The sequence below is a fragment of the Coriobacteriaceae bacterium genome, assembly GCA_025757745.1.
Taxonomy (GTDB): Bacteria; Actinomycetota; Coriobacteriia; order Coriobacteriales; family Coriobacteriaceae; genus Collinsella.
Genome location: CP107217.1, coordinates 896,850 through 920,749, shown reverse-complemented (window position 1 = coordinate 920,749; position 23,900 = coordinate 896,850). Strand labels below are relative to the sequence as shown.

Here is a 23,900-nt window from a genome sequence, read left to right as displayed (position 1 = left end):
AACCTTTAAGGTTCAAGTTGAGGTCGAAAGCAGTAGTAGAATACCTTTCGAATTATAACCTACGATTGATTGCAGAGGGACTGGATGCAGCATTCGAACCATCGCACCGCAGCGCTCATCGCGTCGAAGCCGGCTCGTATCATCACGAGCGCCGCGCTTGCCGTTACACTGACGGCCGCGCCGATGCTCTCCCCCGTCGCAGCCTATGCCGCCTCGCAGGCAACGCAGGATCAGCTTTCCGCTGCCCAGCAGAAAATCGAAACCGCCACGAGTGCCTACAACGAAGCCCGCACCAAGCTCGAGGATCTGCAGAAGCAAATCGACACTAACGAGGCAAGCATCGAGAAGATCGAAGCCGAACTTCCCGATCAACAGGCCAAGGCGAGCTCCGCCATGCGCGATCTGTATAAGTACCAGAAGGGCACCAACCCCATCGTGAGCTTCCTGGTCAACGCGCAGAGCCTGGGCGAGTTCATCACCACCTGCAAGTACACCAACCAGATCACGAGCTCGAGCGTCGACGAGATCGAAGAGCTCAACAAGATGCAGACCGAACTCGAGCAGAACAAGACCGAGCTCGAGCAGGCCAAGTCCCAACTCGAGACCGAGCAGAAAACCGCCGAGGACGCACTGGCACAGGCCCAGCAGCTTCGCAGCGAAGCCCAGGCAAAGGCCGAGCAGGAGAATGCCGCCGAGCTGGCCAAGCTCGAGGCCGACAAGGCCGCTGCCGCCGAGAAGCTCTCGGGCGAGGGCGTGAGCGGCAACAACTCCAACAGCCAGGCCAATAACGCCAACACCACTATCGACACCACGGTGAACAACTCCAATACCGGCAACTCCGATTACGACTCGTTTATCAACGAGTGGACGAGTCGCATCGACAACTACCTCGCCGGCTCCCCCATGGCAGGCCAGGGTTACAACTTTGCCGTGGCAGCCTGGAACACCGGTGTTGACCCTCGCTGGTCTCCCGCCATCGCCTGCATCGAGAGCAGCAAGGGCCTCTATTGTGCCGGCTCCTATAACGCCTGGGGCTGGAGCGCCCGCGGCGGCGGCTGGCGGAGCTTTGGTAGCTGGAGCGAGGGCGTCTCTGCCCACGTTGCCTACCTGGGCGCCAACTATGGCTCCACGCTTACCCCGGCAGCCGCCAAAAAGTACTGCCCGCCCACGTGGCAGGACTGGTACAACAAGGTTGCAACCCAGATGAACCGCATCTAAGATCAACGTCAAAGGGCCCCAATTGGGGCCCTTTTTCTTTTACGCGACGGAGGTATCGACGACGCCAGTCGCGTTTGCAATGGCAACGATGATAATCATTGCCAACAAGAGCACACCCATAGCCTTGAGCCAGAGCTTTGCAAGCTTTTTACCGTGGTATCTATCGAGTAGCTCAAACCGCCGGCGAAGGCGGCGTTTGTCGAGCATCACAAAATGAATGAGCACTGCGAGACCGTCGACGAAGATAAAATACTCAATCGCGAGAAACCACATCGGGTAGTTTTGGTTGGCGCCCGTAGGATGAAAAACGGCAAAATGGCTTCCGGCAAAGAAAACAAGTAGCGAAAGATAGACGAATGCGTTCCAAATGCGCCCAACGGTGTCGGGAATGCGGGAGAGTAAATTCGGGCGCTCAGACACCAACGGCAATCCACCCTGAGACTGATCCGTGGGGAGCACGGGCGCAGGGCACATGGCTCGCCGCTCGGGAGGCTCTTGGAAAGAAGCAGCATTCGGCGCGCACGACGGCGTCGGCGCGCACGACGCATACGATGCGCGCGCAGCGTGCCCTAGCGCCTTCGCGCTTGCAAAGCGCTTGTCCGGATCGAGCGCCATCGCCATGCAAATAACATCGGCAAGCGAGGCGGGGATATCATATGCCTCGCATTGCTTGCGCATGCCCCGACCCGGCTTGGGGTCGGCCCCCGTCAGACAAAAGAACAGCAGGGCACCGAGCGCATAGACATCGCTGCGCACGCTCGTCTGACCAAAACCATACTGCTCGGGCGGCGCATAGGGACGCGTGCCAAACTTAACGGTATCGGCATCGGCTCCCTCGCGCCACACGCGAGCGATTCCCAAATCGATAATCACCAGCGATGAAAACGTCATGCCCGTATCGGGCGTATAGCTCGCGCCCGACACGATGATATTCGAGGGCTTTAGGTCGCGATGGATCACCGGAGCGGCCATCTCCCCCGCCGACGCAAAGCCGGCATGGAGCTCCGCAACTGCATCACAAAGGGCGCCAAACAGCTCACAAGCATAATCGGGCGTCGCACCCAAACGCCCCACCAGGGCCCCGAGCGTTTCGCCTTCGATATATTCCATGACCACGCAAAGCTCGTCGCCCACGCGGCGGCAATCGACAATCCGAGGCAAGTGCTCGTAACGTCGCCCGGCATGCTGGGCCGCAAACAGGCGTTCATACGCCCCGCCAATCTGGGCCGACGCGTCGATGCGCTTGCGAACAAAGGGGCCAAGAGATCCCCCGCCAGAGCCCTCAAAGTATACGAGCTCGGTCGTCTCGACGTCGGAGTGCTTGAGCACACGGTCTACGCGATAACTGTCATCACGCTCAAGTGACGCCAGGTGTCCGGCGAGCGCAGCGGTCAACTCATCATCGGAATATGTTGGGCTCTGAGTATCCATAGCGTCCATAATAACGCAGGGCACGGACGCCCCATGACGCCCGTGCCCTGCACGTTCAAAATGTCGTGAACGGCGCTTCCACCGTCAGCTAACCGTTAGCTCACCGTCTCCTCACCAAAGCGATACAGCTCCTCGTTCACCTTTTGCAGGCTGCAGCCACGATCGATGCAGAAAATGATGATGGCGTCACGGCGGTCCTTGCAGTTGAGGACATTGGCGCCCGCCGCCGTCAAGACGCGGTCGGTCTCCTTGAGCGTCAGCGCCATGGCAAAGGCAATCTGCAGCACCTTATTGCGGCTCGGATGCCGCGCACCGGTAAAGATCTGATAGCCAAACGTCTCGTTGAGGTCGGCCATACGCACCACGCGCGAACGCTCCAGCCCCTTTTCTTCCAAAAGCTGTTTCAGATACTCCGAAAGCGACGGGGCGGTAAAGTCATGCTCTTTGATATAGCCCTCGATACTCGGGGCATCAAGCAGCTCGTTGAGCAACTCTTCGGTTAACTTTTTATTGGGCATATGGCCTCACCCCCAGCTCGCATAGTAACCATGTTTTTAATTCTAGTTAAAAGCCGCTCACGTCAGAACGTTCCCAGCTGGCAACCTGGTCGGGAGATACCGTGCTTATCGCTTCGAACTTCCAGGTGCCACCCGCTTTGAGATGGTTAGTATTTGCAAGAGCCGTTCCCACCTGATTGCCGTCTGCGTCATACAGAACATACTCAATCTGAATGTAGCTTTGCTCTTTATCCGTATTATTGGTCAACGTGCCAGTGATCTTATACGCGAACTGATTAGACGTATCACCGGCCTCATCCGAAACCGTATAGGGCTCTTGTGCCTCTTTTTGTTCTTCGACTTGCTGGGCCTGTTCGGCAGACTTTGCTGCATCACCCGTAGACGAATCAGACGAGTTGCCGCCCATAGACCCTACGACGCCGGCAACAACGAGCACCACGATGACACCCAATACGATCTTGCCGATCGGCTTCTTTCCCTCTTTTGCCATTATGCATCCTTCCTACGATCCGGCTACCGCGCCGGCACACAGCACATCGTAGGAGGCAGCGAGCTCAAATTCATTAGCTGGCAGCTAATGCAGCAACACAGCTTGCCATCCGACGCTCATCGAGTCCTTTTTTCCTTCACCGAACTCATGCCTTTGTTGTTGACTATTAAACATTTAGACGTAAACTGCTTTGTTACCTTGTCAACATCAGAAAGGAACCTCATTGGGAAAAGACGTACTGGTGCAGCAACTCGTCGACTCATTCGACAGCTGGCCCGCCACAAATTCCGGTTGCGGATCGTCCCGCATGACACAAGAGCTCTATCCTTTTGACAAGCTCTTCTCTCCCATCAAAATTAACAAGCTCACCGTCAAAAACCGCATCGTCATGGCGCCGATGGGCAATATCGACATGTGCGAGGAAACTGGTCGCCCCAGCGACATGATGCTGCAGTACTTTTTCGCCCGCGCCAAAGGCGGCTGCGGCCTCATTACAACAGGACTCGTACCGGTAAGCCACGGCATCGATACCACGGTCACCGAGCTGGACAAGCTCACCTATTTCCCGCGCATCGATCGAAGCCGAACCGTTATGGCAGGCTGGCGCGACCTTGCCCAAGGTGTCCATGCCTTCGGATCGCGCATTTTTGTCCAGCTTACGGCTGGACTCGGCCGCGTGGGCAACCCGCAATGCCTCATCACGCAAAAGAAGTTTCCGGTCTCGGCGAGTTTCTTGCCTAACTACTACATCCCAGCCATTCCATGCATGCGCCTCTCGAACCAAAAGCTGCGCCGTATCGTAAACAGTATCGGCCAAGCGGCGGCCGATGCCCATGCCATGGGCATCGATGGCGTCTATTTGCACGGACACGAAGGTTATCTTATCGAGCAGCTCGGAAACCCCGCCTTTAACCATCGCAAGCTCGGACGTTATGCCGATTGGCGTCAATTTGGCCTCGATATGGTCAAAGAAATCCGTCGCCGCGTTGGGCCCGACTACCCCATCATGTACCGCATCGACCTTTCGCTTGCACTCGAGGAAACCTATGACGAGCAGGTCATGAATTCGACCTATCTGGGACGCATGCGCGGCGGCCGTACCGTCGAACAGACCCTGTGCTATATGGAAGAGCTCGTGGCGGCGGGAGTAGACATCTTTGACGTCGACCTTGGTTGCTATGACAACTGGTGGATGCCCCACCCGCCTGCGAGCATGCCCGCAGGCTGCTTCGTTCCCGTGGCGCGCGCCGTTCGGGAGCGCTTTGCCGCCGACAATATCCGATCCAATGCCGGCCTTCCCGTACCCGTTGTCGCGGTGGGTAAGTTGGGCTACCCCGACATTGCCGAACGCGCCCTTCGCAATGGCGACGCCGATATGATCATGCTCGGACGCCCGCTGCTTGCGGATCCCGAGTGGCCCAACAAGGCGTACGCCGGTCGCGTGGCAGATATTCGCCCCTGCATCGGATGCCAGGAAGGATGCCTCAACGAGTTTGTCGAAGGAGGCCACCCGCAGTGCGCCGTCAATCCACGCTGCAGCTTTGAATACCTCATGCCCCAGACACCCGCTCCTGCCATAGAACCCAAACGCATAGCGGTGATAGGAGCCGGACCCGCCGGGATGGTCTGTGCGCTAATCGCCGCGCGTCGTGGCCACGACGTAAAGCTCATCGACGTCGAAGATGAACTTGGAGGAAAACTCCTCTCCGCCAGCGCCGCCCGAATCAAGTTCGACCTCGATAACTACCGATCATATCTTGTTCGACAGGTGCGCGAGCAGGCAGAAAAACCCAACGGGAACCTGACACTCGAACTTGGGCGGGCAGCACGCGCCGAAGATCTTGCAAAGGCAGGCTTCGACGCAATCGTGTGCGCAACAGGCACTTCCAATGCGATACCGCCCATCCCCGGCCTTACGGAGCTTGCAGCATCAGGCCATGCCGTACAGGCAACGCAGCTGCTGCGCCAACCCGCGCTGCTTGGCAACGCCAAAACCGTCGCCATCATTGGCGGAGGGGCCGTGGGCTGCGAGGTTGCCCAATGGCTCACCGTCGAACACGGCATACCACAGGTCAGCGTAATTGAAATGCTGCCTCACATGATGCAGGGCGCCTGCACGGCAAATCGTGGCCACCTACTCCATGCGCTCAGGGGACGCAATGTGCGGCTCCTCAATATGACACGCGTCGAGCGCGCGGAAGTCGGCGGCAAACGCGAGTCTGGAGCCCCATCGAGGTGTGCGCGCCTCCACTTGAGTCGCAACTGCCACAAAAACGTTCCCGACCCCTACGTCTCGTGGTCACCGGTCTTGCCCGAGAACGTCGAAAACCCACTTGCACCCAAAATCGGCAACGACTGGAAGTCACTCGAGCTAACTTGCGACCTAGTAATCATTGCCTGCGGCGGACACCCCGACGACGCGCTGTTCTACAAACTGCAGCAGGCACACGCCGCAGACGAGCTGCATAACATCGGCGATGGGTTTGCACCCGGCCGTGTGCTCGAAGCGGTCCGTGCGGCATACCGGCTCGGCACCAATATCTAACACGAAAGGATGGGCTCACAGATGAACCTGACCTCCCAACAACAAGCCCTGCTCGACGGCGCCAAGGGCCCCGCCATGGCCAAAGTGGTCAAGACCCTCGTTATGTACGGCGAATGCTTTGGCGCCGAGCGTATGGTTCCCGTGACCGGCGCAAACGGTCATCTTGTCACAAGTTTTGGCCTCTCCATGCTCGGTCCAGTCTATGACCTTATGGATGAGCTGCTGAAAGACGGCGCCCTGTCCGGTCAGTCATTCTCGGTCGACCCGAGGCCCCTCGACCCCGCCGTCCCGGCCAACCCGCTGCAAAAGCTGCTGTTCAAGATTATGTATTCCAAACAAGACGATTATGAGGCACAGCTGCGCAGCATGGGCCTATTGGACAACGATGCTTTCACCTGCACCTGCTACCAGCCCGAGGTTGGCAATCGACCTCGACGTGGCGACATCCTAAGCTGGGCAGAAAGCAGCGCCGTGGTCTTTGCCAACTCCGTGTTGGGCGCTCGCTGCAATCGCAACTCCGGCATCATCGAGATGTTCGGCTCAATTGCCGGCTTTGTCCCGGAATTCGGCCTGCTCACCGATGAGGGCCGCAAGGCGACCTGGATCATCGAAGTCGACTGCAAGCGCAAGCCCGAAGCGCAAGTGCTTGGCAGCGCCATTGGCATGAAGGTGATGGAAGACGTCCCTTACATTAAAGGCCTCGACCGCTGGCTTGGCCGCGAGCTCACACCCGGCACGCAGGACTACCTTAAGGACATGGGCGCCGCCAGCGCATCGAACGGCGCTGTCGGGCTCTACCACGTGGACGGCATCACGCCCGAGGCCGTCGAGCAAGGCGAACAACTCATAGCACCAGACACCCAAATCTATCGCATTGACGACGCCGAGCTGGAACGCATCCGCTCGAGCTACCCCGTCATGTGGAAGAACCCGGGCGCGCGCCCCAAGCTTGCCTTCATCGGCTGCCCCCACCTCTCGTCTGCACAACTCGCCCATTGGGCAGACGCCATCTGCGATGGGCTGAGCGCCTCCGGCAACTGCCGCGTGCAAGTACCCACCGTACTGACCGCCGCCCCATCCGTGGCAGACGCCTTCCGCAAGACTGCGGCATACAGACGCCTCTCGACTACCGGCGCCGTCGTCTCGAGCATCTGCCCGCTTATGTACACCAACAACCCGCTGTGCGGCAGCATGCCCATCATCACCAACTCCAACAAGTTACGTACGTACTCGGCATCGCGCTACTACACCGACGACGAGGTGCTCGCCTACGTCACCACCGGAAAACCAGTCAAATAGGAAGGCGACTCCTCATGGAAAAAATCTTTCACGGCCGCGTCGTTGTCCCCGGAACTGCCCACGCCAAGGCACTTGTCTCTCACGGAGGGCTCAACACACTCGCATCGTTTCAGAAGGCACTGATGTTTGGCGACAAAAAGGCCACGTGTTCCGACCAAAACAATCCCGACTTGTACGGCAAACCTTTGGCGGGATGTGCCTTGTGCCTTCCGCAGACCATCGGCTCCACCACAGGTGGCATGGTGCTCTTCTGCGCCACCAAAATGGGGCGCCAACCCGCATGCCTGCTGTTTTCCAAACCCATTGACAGCCTTGCCGCCGCTGGCGCGATCCTCTCGGGTGTATGGACCGACACCCCCATGCCCACCATTGACAACCTGGGCGATGAGTTTCTCGATGCCGTGTCGACGGGAGACGCCATCACCGTGGCCGAAGACGGCACGGTCATCGTCGGCTAAGGCTATCCGACCCGCCGCCCGCAGATGAACAACGTGTTTCGCCGTTTCCCACGCGCGGTGCGGGCGATAATCTTGACGTATTCGATATACAACACGAAAGGAGTCCCACCATGGGAGCATCGGTATCGGTCGCACAGGGTGCGCCTCTTGATGCAGGCACCTACAAGGCAGACGAGGCAGCCGTCGAGCGCTTTTGCGAATTGCTACGCATTCCCACCGTTTCGCGTGAGAACATCGCCGAGCGCGACGACGAGCCCTTCGGCCAGTGGATTCCCACGCTCCAGCGGCTTTATCCGCGTTTCTTTGACATCGCCGAGATCACACGCATCGACGATTTTGGTATGCTCCTGCATTGGCCTGGTGCCGATTCCGCCTTGGACCCCATCGTCATGATGGCGCATCAGGACGTCGTGCCCGTCGAGGGCCAGGACTGGGAACACGATCCCTTTGGAGCCGAGATCTTCGACGGCGAGATCTGGGCCCGCGGTTCACTCGACACCAAGTGCATCGTCTCTGCTTTTCTCGAGGCCGCCGAGCATTTGATTGCCCAGGGCTTCGTTCCCCCGCGCGATGTCTGGTTCTTCTCGAGCGATGGCGAGGAAATCGCCGCGCCTACTGCAACCCATGCAGTGCAGTGGCTTCGCGAGCACAACATCCATCCCTATATGGTGCTCGATGAGGGTGGCGCCGTGGCAACCGACGCCCCGCTCGGTGTCACCGAACCCGTTGCCATGGTAGGCGTGTCCGAGAAGGGCCATGTCGACCTTACCGTCACGGCGCGCGCCGACGGCGGCCACGCCTCTACGCCTGCGGCAAACGATGCCTGCCGTCTTCTCTGCCGTGTATGCGAGACTATCTCGGCCAACCCCGGCAAGCCGCAGCTCACACCCGCCGTCGAGGCCACACTGACCGAGTTGGGTGCCCGTAGCAGCGCGACGTATCAGGCAGTCTTTGGCAACCTGTGGCTCACGCGCCCCGCAGTTACCAAGATCATGGCCGCCAGCCCCGAGACCTCGGCAATGCTGCGCACAACCTATGCGCTCACGCAGCTCGAAGGCTCCAACGCGCACAACGTGCTGCCACCGGTCGCTCGCGCCAACTTCAACGTGCGCATCGCTCCGTTCGAGACCATCGCCGATGCCGTTGAGCGCGCCCGCAAGCTCGCCGCCCAGCAGTGTCGCGCCTCGGGCGTAAGCCCCGACCATGTCACCGTCGAAATCAACGAGGCGATTCCCTACACCGAGCCCGCGCCCATCTCGCCTTACGAAGACGATGCCGCCTTTAACTACATCCATCGCTGCGTGTCGGGTGTCTATCCCGAGGCCGGCTTTGCTCCCTACGTGCAGAACTCCTGCACCGACTCGCGCGAGTTCAACGAGATCTGCGATCGCGTCTACCGCTTCTGCGGCTTCATCTACTCGGGCGAGGCGCGCAAGCTCATCCATGCCGCCAACGAACGCATCGGCGTCGACGTCTACAAGCGCGGCATCGAATTCTATGTGGCGTTTCTCGCCAACCTTGAACAACTGTAGGACGGGAGGGCTGATAGCGCCCCTCCCCGCTTTTATCCCCGCTTTTACCGACCAGGAGAACCAGCATGACCCAACCAAATCTTAAGCGGGCGGCCCGGCTCGACACCAAGGCCGTCGCCCTCGCCTCCCTACCCTTTATGGGCATGATCAGCTTTTGGCAGGTCTACGACGGCATCGTTCCTAAGATGCTCACGGGGACCTTTGGCCTATCCAACTCGCTCACCGGCGCGATCATGGCCATCGATAATGTCTTTGGCCTGTTCCTGCTTCCGCTCTTTGGCATCCTCTCGGACCGCTGCGCAAGCAACCTCGGGCGCCGAACGCCCTTTATCTTGGGCGGCTCCGCGGTGGCAATGCTCTCCGTCCCGCTCATCGCGATCGCCAACAACATGGGCAGCCTAACTCTGCTCATTGGCGCGATTATCCTCACGCTTTTGGCAATATGCGCCTACCGCACCATGACGGTTGCCATCGTGGCCGATATTACGCCTCGCCCACTTCGAACCAAGGCAGACTCGATCGAAAAGATCGTCGGCTATGCGGGAACGGGCCTTATGCTCGTCGCCATCTCGGTCATGGTTCCCAAGGCCGACAAGCCCGATTATCTTCCGCTCTTTATCTTGCAGGCCGCCTTTATCCTCGTGTCGGCCGTTGTCTACGGCATCTTTGTCCGTGAGCCCGCCCTCGTCGAAAAGATGCGCGAGAAATCGCTGTCCATGGGCATCGACGAGGATCAGATTGACAAAGATGACTCCCCCGAGGCTGGCGGCAAGGAACGCGTTGCAGACACCGGCGTGCGTCGCTCCATCATCATGCTGCTCGCCGCAACGTTTTTCTATTACATGAGCTATAACGCCATGACCACCAATATCAGCCGCTATGCCGATATGTTCTACGGCATGGAAGGCGGTTCCTATGCCGTCATCAATATCGTGACGATTGCAGGCGCGCTGCTAAGCTACGTACCCCTGGCAAACCTTTCGCTCAAAATCGGCCGCAAAAAGGTCGCCCTGGGCACCGCCGTCATCATGGTTTTGTACCCCGCGTTTCTTTGGCTGGCACCCGGCTTCTCACCCGTGCTGTACGGCGTCTTTTTGCTGATGGGCGTCGCGCTGGGCGGTGTGGACTTGTGCGTGTACACGATGATTCTGGAGTGCTGCAGCTCCCAAAGCGTGGGCCGCTACTCCGGTTACTACTACACCGTGAGCATGGCGGCTCAGGTGGCGACACCGATTCTCTCCGGCATCGTTATGGACGTGGCGCCGTCGATGCTCTTCGCCTACATCACGGCAATGGGCATGTTTATGGCCGCAAGCATTGCCGCCGCCAAGCACGGCGATGCTATCTTGATCGACGAGGTCGCTCGCCGCGAGGCAGCCGAGTAGAAGCGCATGCCAATATTGAGCAATGGAGCCGGATGGGGGTATTTCCCATCCGGCTCCATTTTTGTTCCATCTTCAAGAGGCTCGTCGAAGCCTACCCCACCATGACGGATTCCCCGGTAAAGGTACTCACAAGCAACAAGATAAAGAACGCCAGATAACTGATGCTCAATAGGTAGGCGACAACCAAAAAGATGGCCCATCCGGCATTGGTCTTGCCGTCGGCACGACGTTGCTCGCGAGAACGGCACAGCCAAATCGTCACGCCAATGGCCACGATCAACAGTACAAGTGCCGCCGCCGCCAGTCCAGCAAACGCAAACATCACGCCAATGCTCACAGCAATAACCGGGAGTAGCAGCAAGCCGCACCCGCACCCACCAGGACTATACACGGCAGTCTGTCGGCGCTTCATCATCACTCCAAGTCAAGCAATCGTTTGTAGACATCGAGGCCCTTGAGCAAAATTTCCTCATCAAAGAGCATGGTATCAGTGTGAAGAGTGCTCATCGCATAGGCTGGGCAGCCGTCTGCGTCGATCGGGTTTTCTTGTCCCTCCGGCACGCCCGTGCCCAGCAGGAAGAACACGCCCGGCAGATGGCGCTGATAGAAGGCGAAATCCTCGGCAATCAGCAAAGGCTCATCCACGAGCTGCAGCTCGGGCAAGGCAGGCGCGACATTGGCAAATAGCTCGGGGTCGTTGTCAACCGGCGGATAGCCCTCGGCAAAGTCGAGATCGTACGTGCAGCCCGTTGCAGCGCATGCCTCATCAAGCACGCGGTGCACACCCTCGCGTGCACGGTCGAACATGTCGTCCGTAAACACGCGCAGGCTGCCGGCAACATGGGCCTCCCCCGCCACGGCGTTGCAGACGGTACCGGCCTGCAACAGACCAAACTTGCCGATACAGGGCTCGTCGGCGCCCAGCTCGTCCATCAGCTCGCGCTCGGCAACCAAAAACTTTGCTGCCGCCAAGGCCGCATCGTGCGACTCCTCGACCGGCACACCATAAGTCTTAGCAATATGGATACTCGTACCGTGAATGTGGATATGTGTCTCGCTCGAGCGCGCCAGCAGCGGGCCGGAACAACTCGCCAACGTGTTCGCAGGCAGATCGGGCCACACGTGAAAGCCAAAAATGCGGTCGACCCCGTAGCGCTCGAACACACCGCTCTCGCATACCGTCTTGGCGCCACCGGTCGTCTCCTCGGCAGGCTGGAACACAAAGAGCACGTTGTGTTTGATGGCACCTGGCTGCTCGCGAATCGTACGGTCGACATACGTCGCGGCGGCAAGTGCCATGGCCATGTGTCCATCGTGTCCGCAAGCGTGCATCTTTCCGGGATGCGTCGAGGCAAAGGCCGCACCCGTCGCCTCCGCGATGGGCAGCGCGTCCATATCGGCGCGAATCGCCGTGGCATGCGCGGCGCCCGTGCCAGCGTCGAAGAAAGCACAGACGCAGCTGGGGCACGGATAGGTCACCTCGCAGGTGAGCGGCGCCAACACGCCCTCGATATAGGCTATGGTTTGAGGAAGATCGAAATCGAGCTCCGGAATGCGATGAAGATCGCGGCGATAGCGACGGAGTTCTTGGAGCTCGGTCATAGAGGATCCTTTCGTGAGACACATCAGTTTCACTTATTGTGATGCAGAATTGTGAAGCCCTTGTTTCTAGCATGTCCCTGCATTTTTTAAACGTTATATACGAATACTCTTGTTTGGTAAAGTGCAACGTGGTAGGGTCTTTACCACTTGATAGAGGCGCGGGCACGAAGAACCGCGGGCGAGCCGGCAGGCTTTGACCCCGTGGGGAGGCGAAACCCGCCGAACTGGGCTTTTCGGGCACGAACAACCTGGTGGGCCTGCGGGAAACACCCGCAGGACTGTCTGCAGCAATGCGGGAGCGCTATCCGGACATTGGGTCCACGCTATGCGGATTCGATGCGCAGGTGGCGCCGTCTGGATAGCGAGGTTTACGGGACATGGCATTGACCCCCAACGAGGCATATGCGGCCAAGCAGCCGTTTGTGGACAAGGAGGCGCTCGAGCATATCGTCGAGCAGTTCCCCACGCCGTTTCATCTATACGACGAGGCGGGCATCCGCCGCAACATGCAAGAGGTGCGCGACGCCTTCGCATGGAACCCGGGCTTTAAGGAATACTTTGCCGTCAAGGCAAATCCCAACCCGGCGCTCATCTCCATTCTCAACGAATACGGCTGCGGCTGCGATTGCTCGAGCTATACCGAGCTCATGATCGCCCGCTCGCTGGGTATCACGGGACACGACATCATGTTCTCGTCCAACGACACGCCGGCAGCGGACTTTGAGCTCGCCGACAAGCTGGGCGCCATCGTCAACTTTGACGACATCAGCCACATCGAGTTCTTTGAGCACGTTGCGGGGCCCATCCCCAAGACGGTCAGCTGCCGCTTTAATCCGGGCGGACTGTTCCAGCTCTCCAACGGCATCATGGATAACCCCGGCGACTCCAAGTACGGCATGACCACCGAGCAACTCTTCGAGGCCTTACGCCTGCTCAAGGCCAAGGGCGGCGAAAACTTTGGCATCCACGCATTCCTTGCCAGCAACACCGTCACCAACGACTACTACCCCAAGCTCGCGCGCATCCTCTTTGAGCTTGCCGTGCGCCTGGAGCGCGAGACCGGCGCACATGTCGCCTTCATCAATCTGTCCGGCGGCGTCGGCATCCCCTACCTGCCCGAGCAGCAGGCCAACGACATTCACGCCATCGGCGAGGGGGTGCACGCGGCCTACGACGAGATCCTAGTTCCCGCCGGTATGGGCGATGTGGCCATCTGCACCGAGATGGGCCGCTTTATGATGGGCCCCTACGGCTGCCTGGTCACCAAGGCTATCCACGAGAAGCAGATCTACAAGGACTATATCGGTGTTGATGCAAGCGCCGTCGATCTGATCCGTCCTGCCATGTACGGCGCTTACCACCACGTTACGGTGATGGGTCAGCCGGGTGGCGCCGACAAGACCACAGCACCTGTTACGGACACCTACGACATCACGGGCAACCTATGCGAGAATAACGACAAGTTCGCCATCGATCGCGAGTTGCCACATATCGATATGGGCGACCTGCTCGTGATCCACGATACCGGCGCGCATGGCTACTCCATGGGCTATAACTACAACGGCCGTCTGCGCTCCGCCGAGGTGCTGCTGCGTCCCGATGGCTCGGCCGAGCTCATCCGCCGCGCCGAACGCCCGGGCGATTATTTTGCCACGCTCGACGTGCTGCCGAGCGGCCGAGAGCTGCTGGCCAAGTCGCGCGCCGAAAGTGCCCGCCGTCGCGCCCAAGACGAGCGCTTGGCCGTCGCCGCCCAATGGAACAAACGCATCCAGATCGCGGACGCGAAGGAGAAGAACATGGACATCCGCAATCTTGAAGGCTCAATCGTCGCCCTTGTTACGCCGTTTAAAAAGGACGGCAGCGTCGACTTTGACGCGCTCGGGCGCCTTATCGATTTCCACCTGCAAAACGGCACCGACGCCATCCTCACCCTGGGCACCACCGGCGAGAGCGCCACGATGACCGACGACGAGGACAACTCCGTTGTCGCCGCCGTGGTCAAGCAAGTTGCAGGACGCGTCCCCGTCATCGCCGGCTCGGGCTCCAACTCCACGCAAACCATGCTCACCAAGTCGCTCACTTACCAGGGCTTGGGAGCTGACGGACTGCTGCTCATCACCCCCTACTACAACAAGTCCAATGAAGAGGGTATCTATCAGCACTTTAAGACCGTCGCCGATGCCGTGGACATCCCCTGCATCCTCTACAACATTCCCGGCCGCTGCGGCTGCGGCATCAGCGAGCGCAACGTAGAGCGCTTGGCCGCGCACCCCAACATCATGGGTATTAAGGAAGCCTCGGGCAACGTCGCCTACGCGGCCAAGATCGCCCACCTGCTGTCCGACGACTTCCGCATGTACTCAGGCGAGGACGCGCTTACCGTGCCGCTCATGAGCCTGGGCGCCTCGGGCACCATCAGCGTGTGGGCCGACGTTCAGCCGCAGCTCGTGCATGACATGTGCCGCGCCTATCTGGACGGTGACGTGGCACGCGCCCGCGATATCCAAATTGCCGGTCAGCCGCTCATCAATGCCCTCTTTAGCGAGGTCAACCCCATCCCCGTCAAAGAAGCACTCGCCCAGATGGGCATGATCGAGGCAAACTATCGCATGCCGCTGTGCCCCATGGCAGACGACACGCGCTCTGCACTTACCGATGCTCTGAAGGGAGCTGGTCTGCTTGATTAAGACCGTCATTATGGGAACGGGCCGCATGGGCTCGCTCATTCGCACTGCCGCCGAGGGCATTGTCAATGCCGCCGGTCAGCCCGTTTTCGACATCGTCGCCCAGATTGGCTTCGACTTGTCCGAGCTCGAGAACGCCCCGGCAGCCGACGTCATCATCGACTTCTCAAACGTCGTGACCTTCGATGCCGTCGTCGCCTATGTCGAGCGCACGGGTGCGGCGTTGGTCTCGGGCACCACAGGCTATACGCCCGAGCAGATGGATCGCCTGCGCGAGCTGGGTCAGAACGCCCGGGTCATGCACTCTGGCAACTACTCCATCGGCATCGCAGCCCTGCGTCATCTGGTGGCACAGGCCACACACGAGCTGCCCGGCTTTGACTGTGAGATCGTCGAGACGCACCATAACCAAAAGGTCGACGCCCCCAGCGGCACTGCAAAGTTGCTGCTCGACGCCGTCGTTGAAGCCGAGCCCGAGGCAGGTTACCACCCCGTCTATGGCCGCGAGGGCATGTGCGGAGCACGCGACCCCAAGGAGATCGGCATGCACTCGCTGCGTGGTGGCACTGTCGCCGGCGTGCACGAAGTGAGTTTCTTTGGCCAGGACGAGGAGGTTACGCTCACGCACCGCGCCACGAGCCGTCAGATCTTTGTCAACGGCGCCCTGGCAGCCGCGCAGAAGCTCGTCACCCACGAGCCTGGCTTCTATACGTTCGACCAGGTCATGTTTGCCTAACCAGGTATCTACCGTACCCACGCAAAGGAGAGCCAGCAAATGAGCAATGCAGCCGAGATGGATGCACAGGAGATTATCAACTACATCGCCACCGCGCCCAAGAAAACGCCCGTCAAGCTGTACGTGCGCGAAAAGCCCGATATGGAGGTCCAGTGGGGCGACGCGCACATCTACGGCGATTGCCACGGCAAGACCGTCTTTGGCGACTGGGATGAGCTCAAGGCAATCCTCGACGCCAACGCCGACTCCATCGACTACTACGACGTAGAGAACGACTGTCGCAACTCTGCCGTGCCCATGCTCGACCTCAAGGGCATCAACGCCCGCATCGAGCCGGGCGCGATCATCCGTGACCGCGTCGAGATCGGCGATCGCGCCGTCATCATGATGGGTGCCATCATCAACATCGGCTCCGTCATTGGCGAAGGCTCCATGATCGACATGGGCGCCGTGCTGGGCGGCCGCGCCACCGTGGGTAAGAACTGCCACATCGGCGCCGGCACCGTACTGGCAGGCGTCGTGGAGCCCGCGAGCGCCACGCCCGTCATCATCGAAGACGACGTCATGATCGGCGCCAACGCCGTGGTCCTGGAGGGCGTGCGCGTGGGCAAGGGCGCTGTCGTTGCCGCCGGCGCCGTGTGCGTCGAGGATGTCCCCGCCGGTGCCGTCGTGGCCGGTGTCCCCGCCCGCGTCATCAAGATGCGCGACGAGAAGACCGACAGCAAGACCGGCCTCGAAGAGGGCTTACGTCAACTGTAGTGTTACGCGGTTTTACCAAACCACGTAACTAGCCGACGCTGCAAACGACCCAGAGCGGCAATCTGACGTTCAATCGTCGGGCATGACCAGAAGGTCAATGCCCTCCTCTTTCACGTCACCTTGCTCGCTCTGGGTCGTTTTCGCTGACTTATGCTCAACCTGCGGCGCAATTCAATCCCAAGCAAAAAAGGCCGAAGCATCATCGGAGCTTCGGCCTTTGTTTTCTGCAGCGTCCGAGCGCAGTTTATCGGTTCTCGATGCTGCCGATATTCTTGAGCTCGATGGAGATGAGGCCGTTGGGCTCGTTAACGAACTCGATGTACTCGGAGTTCGAACCCATCTCGGCCGGGAAGCTGATCTCGATACCCGTGTCGGTACGAATCTTATGATTGCGCACGGCTGCGCGCTCGACCTGCTTGCGTTCCACGGGCACGCGCTCGGGAACCTTCTCCTCGGTCAGCGCCGCGCGCACGCTTTCCTTGATGACCGGCTCGTCCTCAAAGACCTCATCGACGATATCCCAAGGCGGCAGCTCCTCGTCATCCTCAACCTTCTCGGCCACAGCGGCCTTAACCTTGGCGAGCGCCACGGCCGTGTTGGCGCCGTGCTCCTCGGCGACTTCCTCGACCACACGCGTCACGGTGTCGATGACCTCCTTGCCCGACACGCCCGTGTCGCACTGCAGCAGGCCATCGGGAATGAGCATACGGTCCTCGCCGGCAATCTTGCGCTTCTTGTCCACGTAGCCGATCTCCATGGTGCTCGCGCGCACGATGGCATAGCTCGGCACCTTTTGCGAAGGGTTCGGCAGAATAGCGTAGTGGCGCGCGATGTCGTTGCGCACCTCCCCCTCCTCGCGGCCCACCTCGTGCATAAAAGCCTGCTTGGAGCCCAGCAGCATCACGGCAAACCAGCGGGCATCCTCATCGTCGTCAAAATCGGCCACGAGCACGTCGGTTGACTCGGCTTTCTCGGCTTTGGTGAGCTCGGAGGAGATAAACTCCGCAATCTGCTGCGACAGGTCCACGAACTCGCGCTCGCCAAAGAAATAGCCCTTGAGCTCGCCGCCAAACGCAGAGTTCTCGGCAAACGTGGCGCGTTTATTGTCGGCCGAGGTACGTGCGCGGCGCAGATGCGTGGTCACGAAGTTGCGCACGGTACGGCTCTCGATATCGAGCTCGCGCTGGCTCATAACGTTGACGGCAGAGTCAAAGTCCAGGATATGCAGAATCGCGTGATTGATTTTCATATACGGCATTCCGTTCTAGATCGATTTCGGCACGAACCAGTATAGCGGTCGAGCCCGCCCCAGGCGCATCGAAGATTGGTGCATCGGGGACAGGTTGCTTTGCACCAATGGCTAGCGCAGGAGCTCGGACTGCCATACCTCGAGCTGTTCTGCCAGGCTCTTACCACTAGAAGGCACGCTGAACTCGGGACGTTTGGGCAGCAGCGCACACTTAAGAATTGCCACGATGGTCTGCGAGACAAAGCGTCGCGTATCCTTGTCAAACCCTTGCGCAGCCTGGAGCATCACGGGCAGGCTCTCGCGCAGATTCCCAGCGATATCCGCAAACCGCTCAGCACCCGTAGCCTCAAACACGGAGAACAACGCATCTACAAAACGCTCGCGCTCGCTAGGCGAAACTGCAAGCAGCATCTCGCGAATGGAGCCATCAACGTATCGAGCACCGGCGGACAGGCGCTCACAGTACACGAAGTCGCGACCATCAACCACCCAGCTAAAGGGATTGTGCTGCAGCAGGCTGAACTCGGTGCTCTCAACGATGGCATAGTCCTCCTGTGTCTCGAACATCATGCCAAAGATCGACGACCGAGGTAGCGTCTTGTCGATTCGACCGGATAGGTCGGCGAAGGCGTTGCCGCTCAGAAACTCCTCGACGAAGCCCGGACCATCATGGGAATACGCCCGTTCGATTCGCTCGCGGGCGACATCGGAGCACATCGCCGCACCGTACACCGCAAGGTTTCCACCCTTGGAATGACCTCCGCACAAAAGCGGCCCGCCAATCGCATCCGCCGCCTCGTCCACATAACGTACCGCGGATTCCTGGGCCGGCACAGGACACCGGAACGCCATGTTAAAGTCCTCTTTCCAGCCCACAATCGTGCTGTCGGTCCCCCGGAAGGAAAGATAACTAAACCCCGCCGGAAACCGGAACGCCATGGCTGCAAACTGCTCTGTCGCTACCACATCGCTCACGGCACGATAGCCGCAAACGTGCACGCCACGGTAACGAGGGTTTGCTGCCACGGCCTCCAACAAGGCCCTGCTCCCCTCTGGATCCCACAAGTCGTCAATCATGTCCCGGTAGCACTCGGCACGCAGCAGTTCGCGTACGTCTAGGCCCTGCCAGTTCGTCAGCTCCGCCATATCACCCGGCAAACGCAAATAGGACAACCACGCAAAGACCAGGCTATCCACCGCGCAGAACGACCGCTCCTCAAACGGATCAAACACCGTCTGGGCATATGTCAAAAAATTAGGCGAATCCGACATGGCGCTCCCATCAACTATGGTGCATTGGGGTCAGGTTACTTTGCACCAAAAAGGCGCCCGGGCCGTGTGGACTCGGACGCCTTCATTGTAGCTTTTCGCTCCAACGAGCTTGATTTAGCAGGAGAAGTCGACGCTGTCGATAATGTCCTTGAGGGCCTTGGCGGAGGCGGTGAGCTCATGCTGCTCGTCATCGTTCAGCGGCACGGGGACGCGACAGACGACGCCGTCGCGGCCAACGACCGTCGGCATGGAGATGGCAAGATCGGACAGGCCATACTCGCCCACCATGAGCGAGGAGACGGGCAGAACGGTCTGCTCATCGCGCATGACGGCGGTGCAGATGCGCTTGACGGCCATGGCGACGCCATAGTAGGTGGCGTGCTTCTTCTCGATGATGGTGTAGGCGGAGTTCTTGACGTCCTCGGCGATGCGCTTCTCGGCAGCCTCATGCTCCAGATGACCGTGAAGCTCGCAGAAAGTGTTCAGCGGCACGCCGGCAACCTGGGCGCTGGACCAAGCGACAAACTCAGAGTCGCCGTGCTCACCCATGACATAGGCCTGGACATCGCGCGGGTCAACCTCGACGTGGGCACCAAGCATCTGCTGCAGACGGCCAGTGTCGAGCACGGTGCCGGAGCCGATGACATGGCCCTCGGGCAGGCCGGACATCTTGATGGCGGCATAGGTCAGAACATCGACCGGGTTGGAGACAATGAGCAGAATGCCGTCGAAGCCAGACTTCTTAATTTCGGGAATGATGGACTTAAAGATGTTGACGTTCTTGTTGACCAGGTCCAGACGGGTCTCACCGGGCTTCTGGGCAGCGCCAGCGGTGACGACGATCATGGCGGCGTCGGCGACATCGGAATAATCGCCGGCGTAGATCTTCATCGGCTCGGCAAACGTCATGCCGTGCGCGATATCCAGGGCCTCACCCTCGGCGCGGTTCTTGTCCACGTCGATGAGGACCATCTCGGAGAACAGACCACTCTGCATCAGCGCGAACGCCGAAGACGAACCAACGAAACCGCAGCCGACAATAGCGACCTTCTTCTCGTTAACCATTAGAAACTCCCATCTCTCTCCACAAGCAAGCCGCCCGGGAACGACCCGAGCGGCTTGCCGTAATCCCAATACATCCAATCGGGACTTTGATTATGCTCCTATTCGCAGCCAAAAATCGACCGTTTACCGAAATTGTTTGCAGAAATCGTAAAATAACTGCACGAAATCGGTTTCGAGCTATTGACGAGCCGAAATACCTTTCTAATACAGGCCCGCCTCGCGAATGGCCTCGACAGCCAAAGCAATCTGGTCGGGCGGCAAGACCAGCGCCATGCGCACGTGCCCCTCGCCCGAAGGACCAAAGCTCGCGCCCGGCGTCACCACAACGCCGGCCTTCTCCATGAGCTCCTCGCAAAACGCCATGGAATCGGTGCGACCACCGGGAAGCTTGGCCCACACAAACATAGAGCCATGCGCGTTGGGACGCTCCCAGCCCAGGCCCTCAAGACCGTCGCACAGGGCATCGCGGCGCTCCTGGTACTTCAGACGCTGCGCCTCGACCTCATCGCGCGGACCGTTCAGGCAGGCGATAGCAGCCTTCTGGATCGGGAAGAACATACCAAAGTCGATCTGGCCGCGCAGCTTGGCAAAGGCCGAGACCACATCCTCGCGACCGACCAAAAAGCCGATACGCGCACCGGTGACGTTAAACGACTTGGAGAGCGAGAAGAACTCAACGCCCACCTCGAGCGCGCCGGGATACTGCAAGAAGCTGCCGCCCGGCTCGCCGTCGAACACGATGTCGGAGTATGCGTTGTCGTGAACGATGAGCAGGTCGTGCTCGCGGGCGAAAGCGATGATCTCCTCGTAGACCTCGGGCGTGCCCACCGAGCCCACCGGGTTGGTGGGCAGCGACACAATCATGTACTTGGCACGATCGGCCACCTCGGGATCGATACCCGCCACATAGGGCAGGTAATTGTGCTCCGCCACCAGCGGATAGTACTCGAGCTTGGCATCGGCGATCTTGGCACCTGCCTCAAAGACCGGGTAGCACGGATCGGGAACCAGAATGGTGTCACCCGGATCGAGCAGGGCAAGGCCCAAATGGCCAACGCCCTCCTGCGTGCCGTTGCACGACTGCACCATAGACGGCGTAATGCCCGAAACGCCAAAGCGACGCTCGTAGTAATCGCACACGGCTTGCTTGAGTTCGGGCAGGTCGCGCAGGGCATACTTCCACATCTCGGGGTCCTGGGCCGCTTGCGTGAGCGCCTCGACCACGTGGTCGTACGGCTTAAAGTCGGGCGTGCCCACGCTCATGTTGTAAATGGTCTTGCCCTGAGCCTTCAGCGCAAGCAGTTTGTTGTTGAGCGAGGCGAAGACCTCCGCGCCAAAGCGGTCGAGACGCTGCGATGCCTGCATGGTGCCACCTTTCGATATGAAAAACGCGGCGCTCCGACAAGAGCGCCGCGCGATACGGGCCATCAGATTGCAAAAGTGTAACGCTTGCAACCCCCGCATTGGTTCAATTTAGCCAACCTTAGTCAACTGCATCGAGCGCGTCGATCTGCGCAAGCCACAGATGCGAGCTGGCGTCACTCGGCATACGCCAATCACCGCGCGGGCTGAGCGTCACCGAGCCCACCTTGGGACCATCGGGCAGGCAGCTGCGCTTAAACTGCTGGGCAAAGAAGCGACGGTAGAACGTACGCAACCACGTGTGGACAGTCTTGACGTCGTAGGCGCCCTCGAAGCTCTTGAGCGCCATGCGGTAGATCTTGCCCGGCTCAAAGCCAAAACGCAGCAGGTAGTAGAGGAAGTAGTCGTGCAGCTCGTACGGGCCCACCAAATCCTCAGTCTTCTGCGCAATCTCGCCGTCGCCCGTGGGCGGCAGAAGCTCGGGGGACACCGGCGTATCGAGGATATCGAGCAAGACCTCGGCAATACGCCCGCCAAAAACATCAGCGGCATAGCGCACCAGATGGCGCACAAGCGTCTTGGGCACGCTCGCGTTGACGGCGTACATGCTCATGTGGTCGCCGTTGTAGGTAGCCCAGCCGAGCGCCAGCTCCGACAGGTCGCCCGTGCCGATGACAAAACCGCCGGCCTGATTGGCCAGGTCCATCAGAATCTGCGTACGCTCGCGGGCCTGGCTGTTCTCGTAGGTCACGTCCTGGACGGTCGGATCGTGCTCGATGTCCTTAAAATGCTGCTCCACGGCTGCATGGATCGAGACTTCGCGAAAGCTCGCGCCTAGGTCGTGAGCGAGCGACTCGGCATTGGACTTGGTGCGGTGCGTCGTGCCAAAGCCGGGCATGGACACGGCCGTGATACCGGTGCGCGGCAGGCCCAAGGCGTCGAACGCACGCACGGTCACGAGGAGCGCCAGCGTGGAATCGAGGCCGCCCGAAAGGCCGATGACGGCCGCCTTGGTGCCCGTATGGGCAAGGCGAGTCTTGAGGCCAGCAGTCTGCAGATTGAGAATAGTCTCGCAGCGCTCGGCCAGATCACCGTGGTCGGCCGGCACAAAAGGCGCGCGAGGGAAAACGCGGTCGATATCGCAGGCATCGCGCAGAACAGGCTCTTTGGCCAGCACGCCCTCAAACGAAAACTCAACGGTCGTGGCCTCCAGCGCATCGTCCGCGCGTGTCCACGTCGTCGAGCGACGGCGCTCGGCAACCAGGCGGTCAAGATCGACGTCGGCGATGGCCATGTCGCAGGTAAGCAGCTTGGTCGCGGCGAGCTTGGAGCCGTTTTCGTAGACGAGGTTCTCACCCGCAAAGACCATATCGGTCGTGGACTCGCCCTCACTCGCGTCCGCATAGGCATAGGCGCAGTACAGGCGCGCACTCTGATTGGAGATAAGGCTGCGGCGGTAGTCTGCCTTACCGATAATCTCATCCGAGGCCGACGGGTTGAGAATCACCGTCGCACCGGCAAGCGCCATCTCGGTCGAAGGGGGCGCCGGCACCCACAGGTCTTCACAGACCTCAACGCCCAGCACCATATCCTCGGCACCTTCATCACAGCAGCGGTAGACAAGCCCCGAACCCAGCGGAACCGGACCCTGACCGGCAAATTCAACCCACACGGGATCCGCAGGCGCTGGAGCAAACCAACGGCGCTCATAGAACTCGCCATAGTTGGGCAGATACTTCTTGGCCGTGAGGCCCAAAAGCTCGCCCGCGCAGCACACGGCGGCGCAGTTGTAGATATTCTCGGCAACTGCAACGGGAAGACCGATGGTAAAGACGACCGGCAACTCACGGGTTTCATCGAGGATGTGCACAAGTGCCGCCTCGCAGGCATGCAGCAGTGTGCGGTTATGGAACAGGTCAGCCGCGGTATAGCCGGTCAGGTTAAGCTCGGGCAGCACCAGCGCGCGAACGCCGCGCTCGGTAGCCTCGCGAACAGCCGCCAACGCAACCTCGGCATTGCCCTCGACATCGGCAACGCGAATCTTGGGCGAGGCCGCCGCCACACGCAAAAAGCCGTCGTTCTTATTAGCCGAAACGCAGCATTGCCTTGTTGATCTGGACACTGGAGGCCCCTTCTACCCTGAGATTCAGTCTAACGGACGTTCACATATCTCTAACTAGCCAAAGCAACCTCCCAGTTTACTGAGACGCCAACCTGTGCTAAGAGCATGTATTCCAATAATATCTTTAATTAAAAAAGGAGAAATCGATAATCGACTTCTCCTTTAAGCGAGGC

The 23,900-nt window shown here is 59.8% G+C and carries 19 protein-coding genes and 1 riboswitch; of the genes, 9 read left to right on the top strand and 10 right to left on the bottom strand.

The genetic code is table 11. The features are described 5' to 3' along the window. Window positions 1–84 precede the first annotated feature (84 nt). Window positions 85–1,218: a glucosaminidase domain-containing protein gene (locus OGM60_03850; GenBank protein UYI99935.1), complete on the top strand. Its 1,134-nt coding sequence runs from the start codon at window positions 85–87 to the stop codon at window positions 1,216–1,218. 39 nt (window positions 1,219–1,257) lie between these two features. On the opposite strand, the gene OGM60_03845 is transcribed toward OGM60_03850, so the two are convergent. From OGM60_03845 to OGM60_03835, 3 genes are all read right to left on the bottom strand, one after another. Then, window positions 1,258–2,673, bottom strand: coding sequence for a protein kinase (locus tag OGM60_03845; protein UYI99934.1), 1,416 nt, complete (start codon window positions 2,671–2,673; stop codon window positions 1,258–1,260). 71 nt (window positions 2,674–2,744) lie between these two features. Further along, complete coding sequence (locus tag OGM60_03840) at window positions 2,745–3,167, bottom strand: XRE family transcriptional regulator (protein UYI99933.1); 423 nt, start codon at window positions 3,165–3,167, stop codon at window positions 2,745–2,747. A gap of 46 nt (window positions 3,168–3,213) precedes the next feature. Continuing rightward, the gene (locus OGM60_03835) at window positions 3,214–3,657 is read right to left on the bottom strand and encodes a DUF3426 domain-containing protein (protein UYI99932.1); all 444 of its coding nucleotides are present in this window, start codon (window positions 3,655–3,657) and stop codon (window positions 3,214–3,216) included. A 223-nt stretch (window positions 3,658–3,880) separates the two neighbouring features. Between OGM60_03835 and OGM60_03830 the strand changes: the two genes are divergently transcribed. From OGM60_03830 to OGM60_03810, 5 genes are all read left to right on the top strand, one after another. Continuing rightward, window positions 3,881–6,202: an NAD(P)/FAD-dependent oxidoreductase gene (locus OGM60_03830; protein ID UYI99931.1), complete on the top strand. Its 2,322-nt coding sequence runs from the start codon at window positions 3,881–3,883 to the stop codon at window positions 6,200–6,202. Between the two features lie 21 nt (window positions 6,203–6,223). Beyond that, window positions 6,224–7,501: an aconitase X catalytic domain-containing protein gene (locus tag OGM60_03825; protein ID UYI99930.1), complete on the top strand. Its 1,278-nt coding sequence runs from the start codon at window positions 6,224–6,226 to the stop codon at window positions 7,499–7,501. Between the two features lie 14 nt (window positions 7,502–7,515). Then, window positions 7,516–7,959 (top strand): DUF126 domain-containing protein, encoded by a 444-nt coding sequence (locus tag OGM60_03820; protein ID UYI99929.1) that lies wholly within the window; start codon window positions 7,516–7,518, stop codon window positions 7,957–7,959. Between the two features lie 110 nt (window positions 7,960–8,069). Beyond that, window positions 8,070–9,491 (top strand): M20/M25/M40 family metallo-hydrolase, encoded by a 1,422-nt coding sequence (locus OGM60_03815; GenBank protein ID UYI99928.1) that lies wholly within the window; start codon window positions 8,070–8,072, stop codon window positions 9,489–9,491. A 65-nt stretch (window positions 9,492–9,556) separates the two neighbouring features. After that, window positions 9,557–10,876: an MFS transporter gene (locus OGM60_03810; GenBank protein ID UYI99927.1), complete on the top strand. Its 1,320-nt coding sequence runs from the start codon at window positions 9,557–9,559 to the stop codon at window positions 10,874–10,876. A gap of 91 nt (window positions 10,877–10,967) precedes the next feature. Here the strand turns inward: OGM60_03810 and OGM60_03805 are convergent, their stop codons facing one another. Together OGM60_03805 and OGM60_03800 are read right to left on the bottom strand one after the other, a co-directional pair. Next, the gene (locus OGM60_03805; protein ID UYI99926.1) at window positions 10,968–11,288 is read right to left on the bottom strand and encodes a hypothetical protein; all 321 of its coding nucleotides are present in this window, start codon (window positions 11,286–11,288) and stop codon (window positions 10,968–10,970) included. A gap of 2 nt (window positions 11,289–11,290) precedes the next feature. Beyond that, window positions 11,291–12,478, bottom strand: a complete 1,188-nt coding sequence (locus tag OGM60_03800; protein ID UYI99925.1) for an amidohydrolase — start codon at window positions 12,476–12,478, stop codon at window positions 11,291–11,293. Window positions 12,479–12,621: 143 nt separating this feature from the next. Further along, window positions 12,622–12,790: riboswitch (Lysine riboswitch) on the top strand. A 65-nt stretch (window positions 12,791–12,855) separates the two neighbouring features. On the opposite strand from OGM60_03800, the gene dapA reads away from it, so the two are divergent. The 3 genes from dapA to dapD are packed head-to-tail and all read left to right on the top strand — an operon-like array spanning window position 12,856 to window position 16,657. Further along, on the top strand, window positions 12,856–15,165 hold the full coding sequence (gene dapA, locus OGM60_03795) for a 4-hydroxy-tetrahydrodipicolinate synthase (protein UYI99924.1): 2,310 nt from the start codon (window positions 12,856–12,858) through the stop codon (window positions 15,163–15,165). Continuing rightward, window positions 15,158–15,898 carry a 4-hydroxy-tetrahydrodipicolinate reductase gene (dapB, locus tag OGM60_03790; protein UYI99923.1) on the top strand — a complete coding sequence of 247 codons (741 nt, stop codon included), beginning with the start codon at window positions 15,158–15,160 and terminating at the stop codon, window positions 15,896–15,898. Before dapA ends, dapB begins: the two co-directional genes overlap by 8 nt. A 39-nt stretch (window positions 15,899–15,937) precedes the next feature. After that, complete coding sequence (dapD, locus tag OGM60_03785) at window positions 15,938–16,657, top strand: 2,3,4,5-tetrahydropyridine-2,6-dicarboxylate N-acetyltransferase (GenBank protein UYI99922.1); 720 nt, start codon at window positions 15,938–15,940, stop codon at window positions 16,655–16,657. 244 nt (window positions 16,658–16,901) lie between these two features. Here dapD and OGM60_03780 read toward each other — a convergent pair whose 3' ends face one another. The 5 genes from OGM60_03780 to OGM60_03760 form a co-directional block, all read right to left on the bottom strand. Next, window positions 16,902–17,906, bottom strand: coding sequence for a nucleoid-associated protein (locus tag OGM60_03780; protein UYI99921.1), 1,005 nt, complete (start codon window positions 17,904–17,906; stop codon window positions 16,902–16,904). Window positions 17,907–18,017: 111 nt separating this feature from the next. Then, window positions 18,018–19,178, bottom strand: coding sequence for a DUF2974 domain-containing protein (locus tag OGM60_03775; GenBank protein ID UYI99920.1), 1,161 nt, complete (start codon window positions 19,176–19,178; stop codon window positions 18,018–18,020). Window positions 19,179–19,292: 114 nt separating this feature from the next. After that, on the bottom strand, window positions 19,293–20,243 hold the full coding sequence (locus tag OGM60_03770) for an L-lactate dehydrogenase (GenBank protein ID UYI99919.1): 951 nt from the start codon (window positions 20,241–20,243) through the stop codon (window positions 19,293–19,295). A gap of 201 nt (window positions 20,244–20,444) precedes the next feature. Continuing rightward, window positions 20,445–21,608: an aminotransferase class I/II-fold pyridoxal phosphate-dependent enzyme gene (locus OGM60_03765; protein UYI99918.1), complete on the bottom strand. Its 1,164-nt coding sequence runs from the start codon at window positions 21,606–21,608 to the stop codon at window positions 20,445–20,447. A 118-nt stretch (window positions 21,609–21,726) separates the two neighbouring features. Further along, window positions 21,727–23,727: an NAD(+) synthase gene (locus tag OGM60_03760; GenBank protein UYI99917.1), complete on the bottom strand. Its 2,001-nt coding sequence runs from the start codon at window positions 23,725–23,727 to the stop codon at window positions 21,727–21,729. Between the last annotated feature and the right edge of the window lie 173 nt (window positions 23,728–23,900).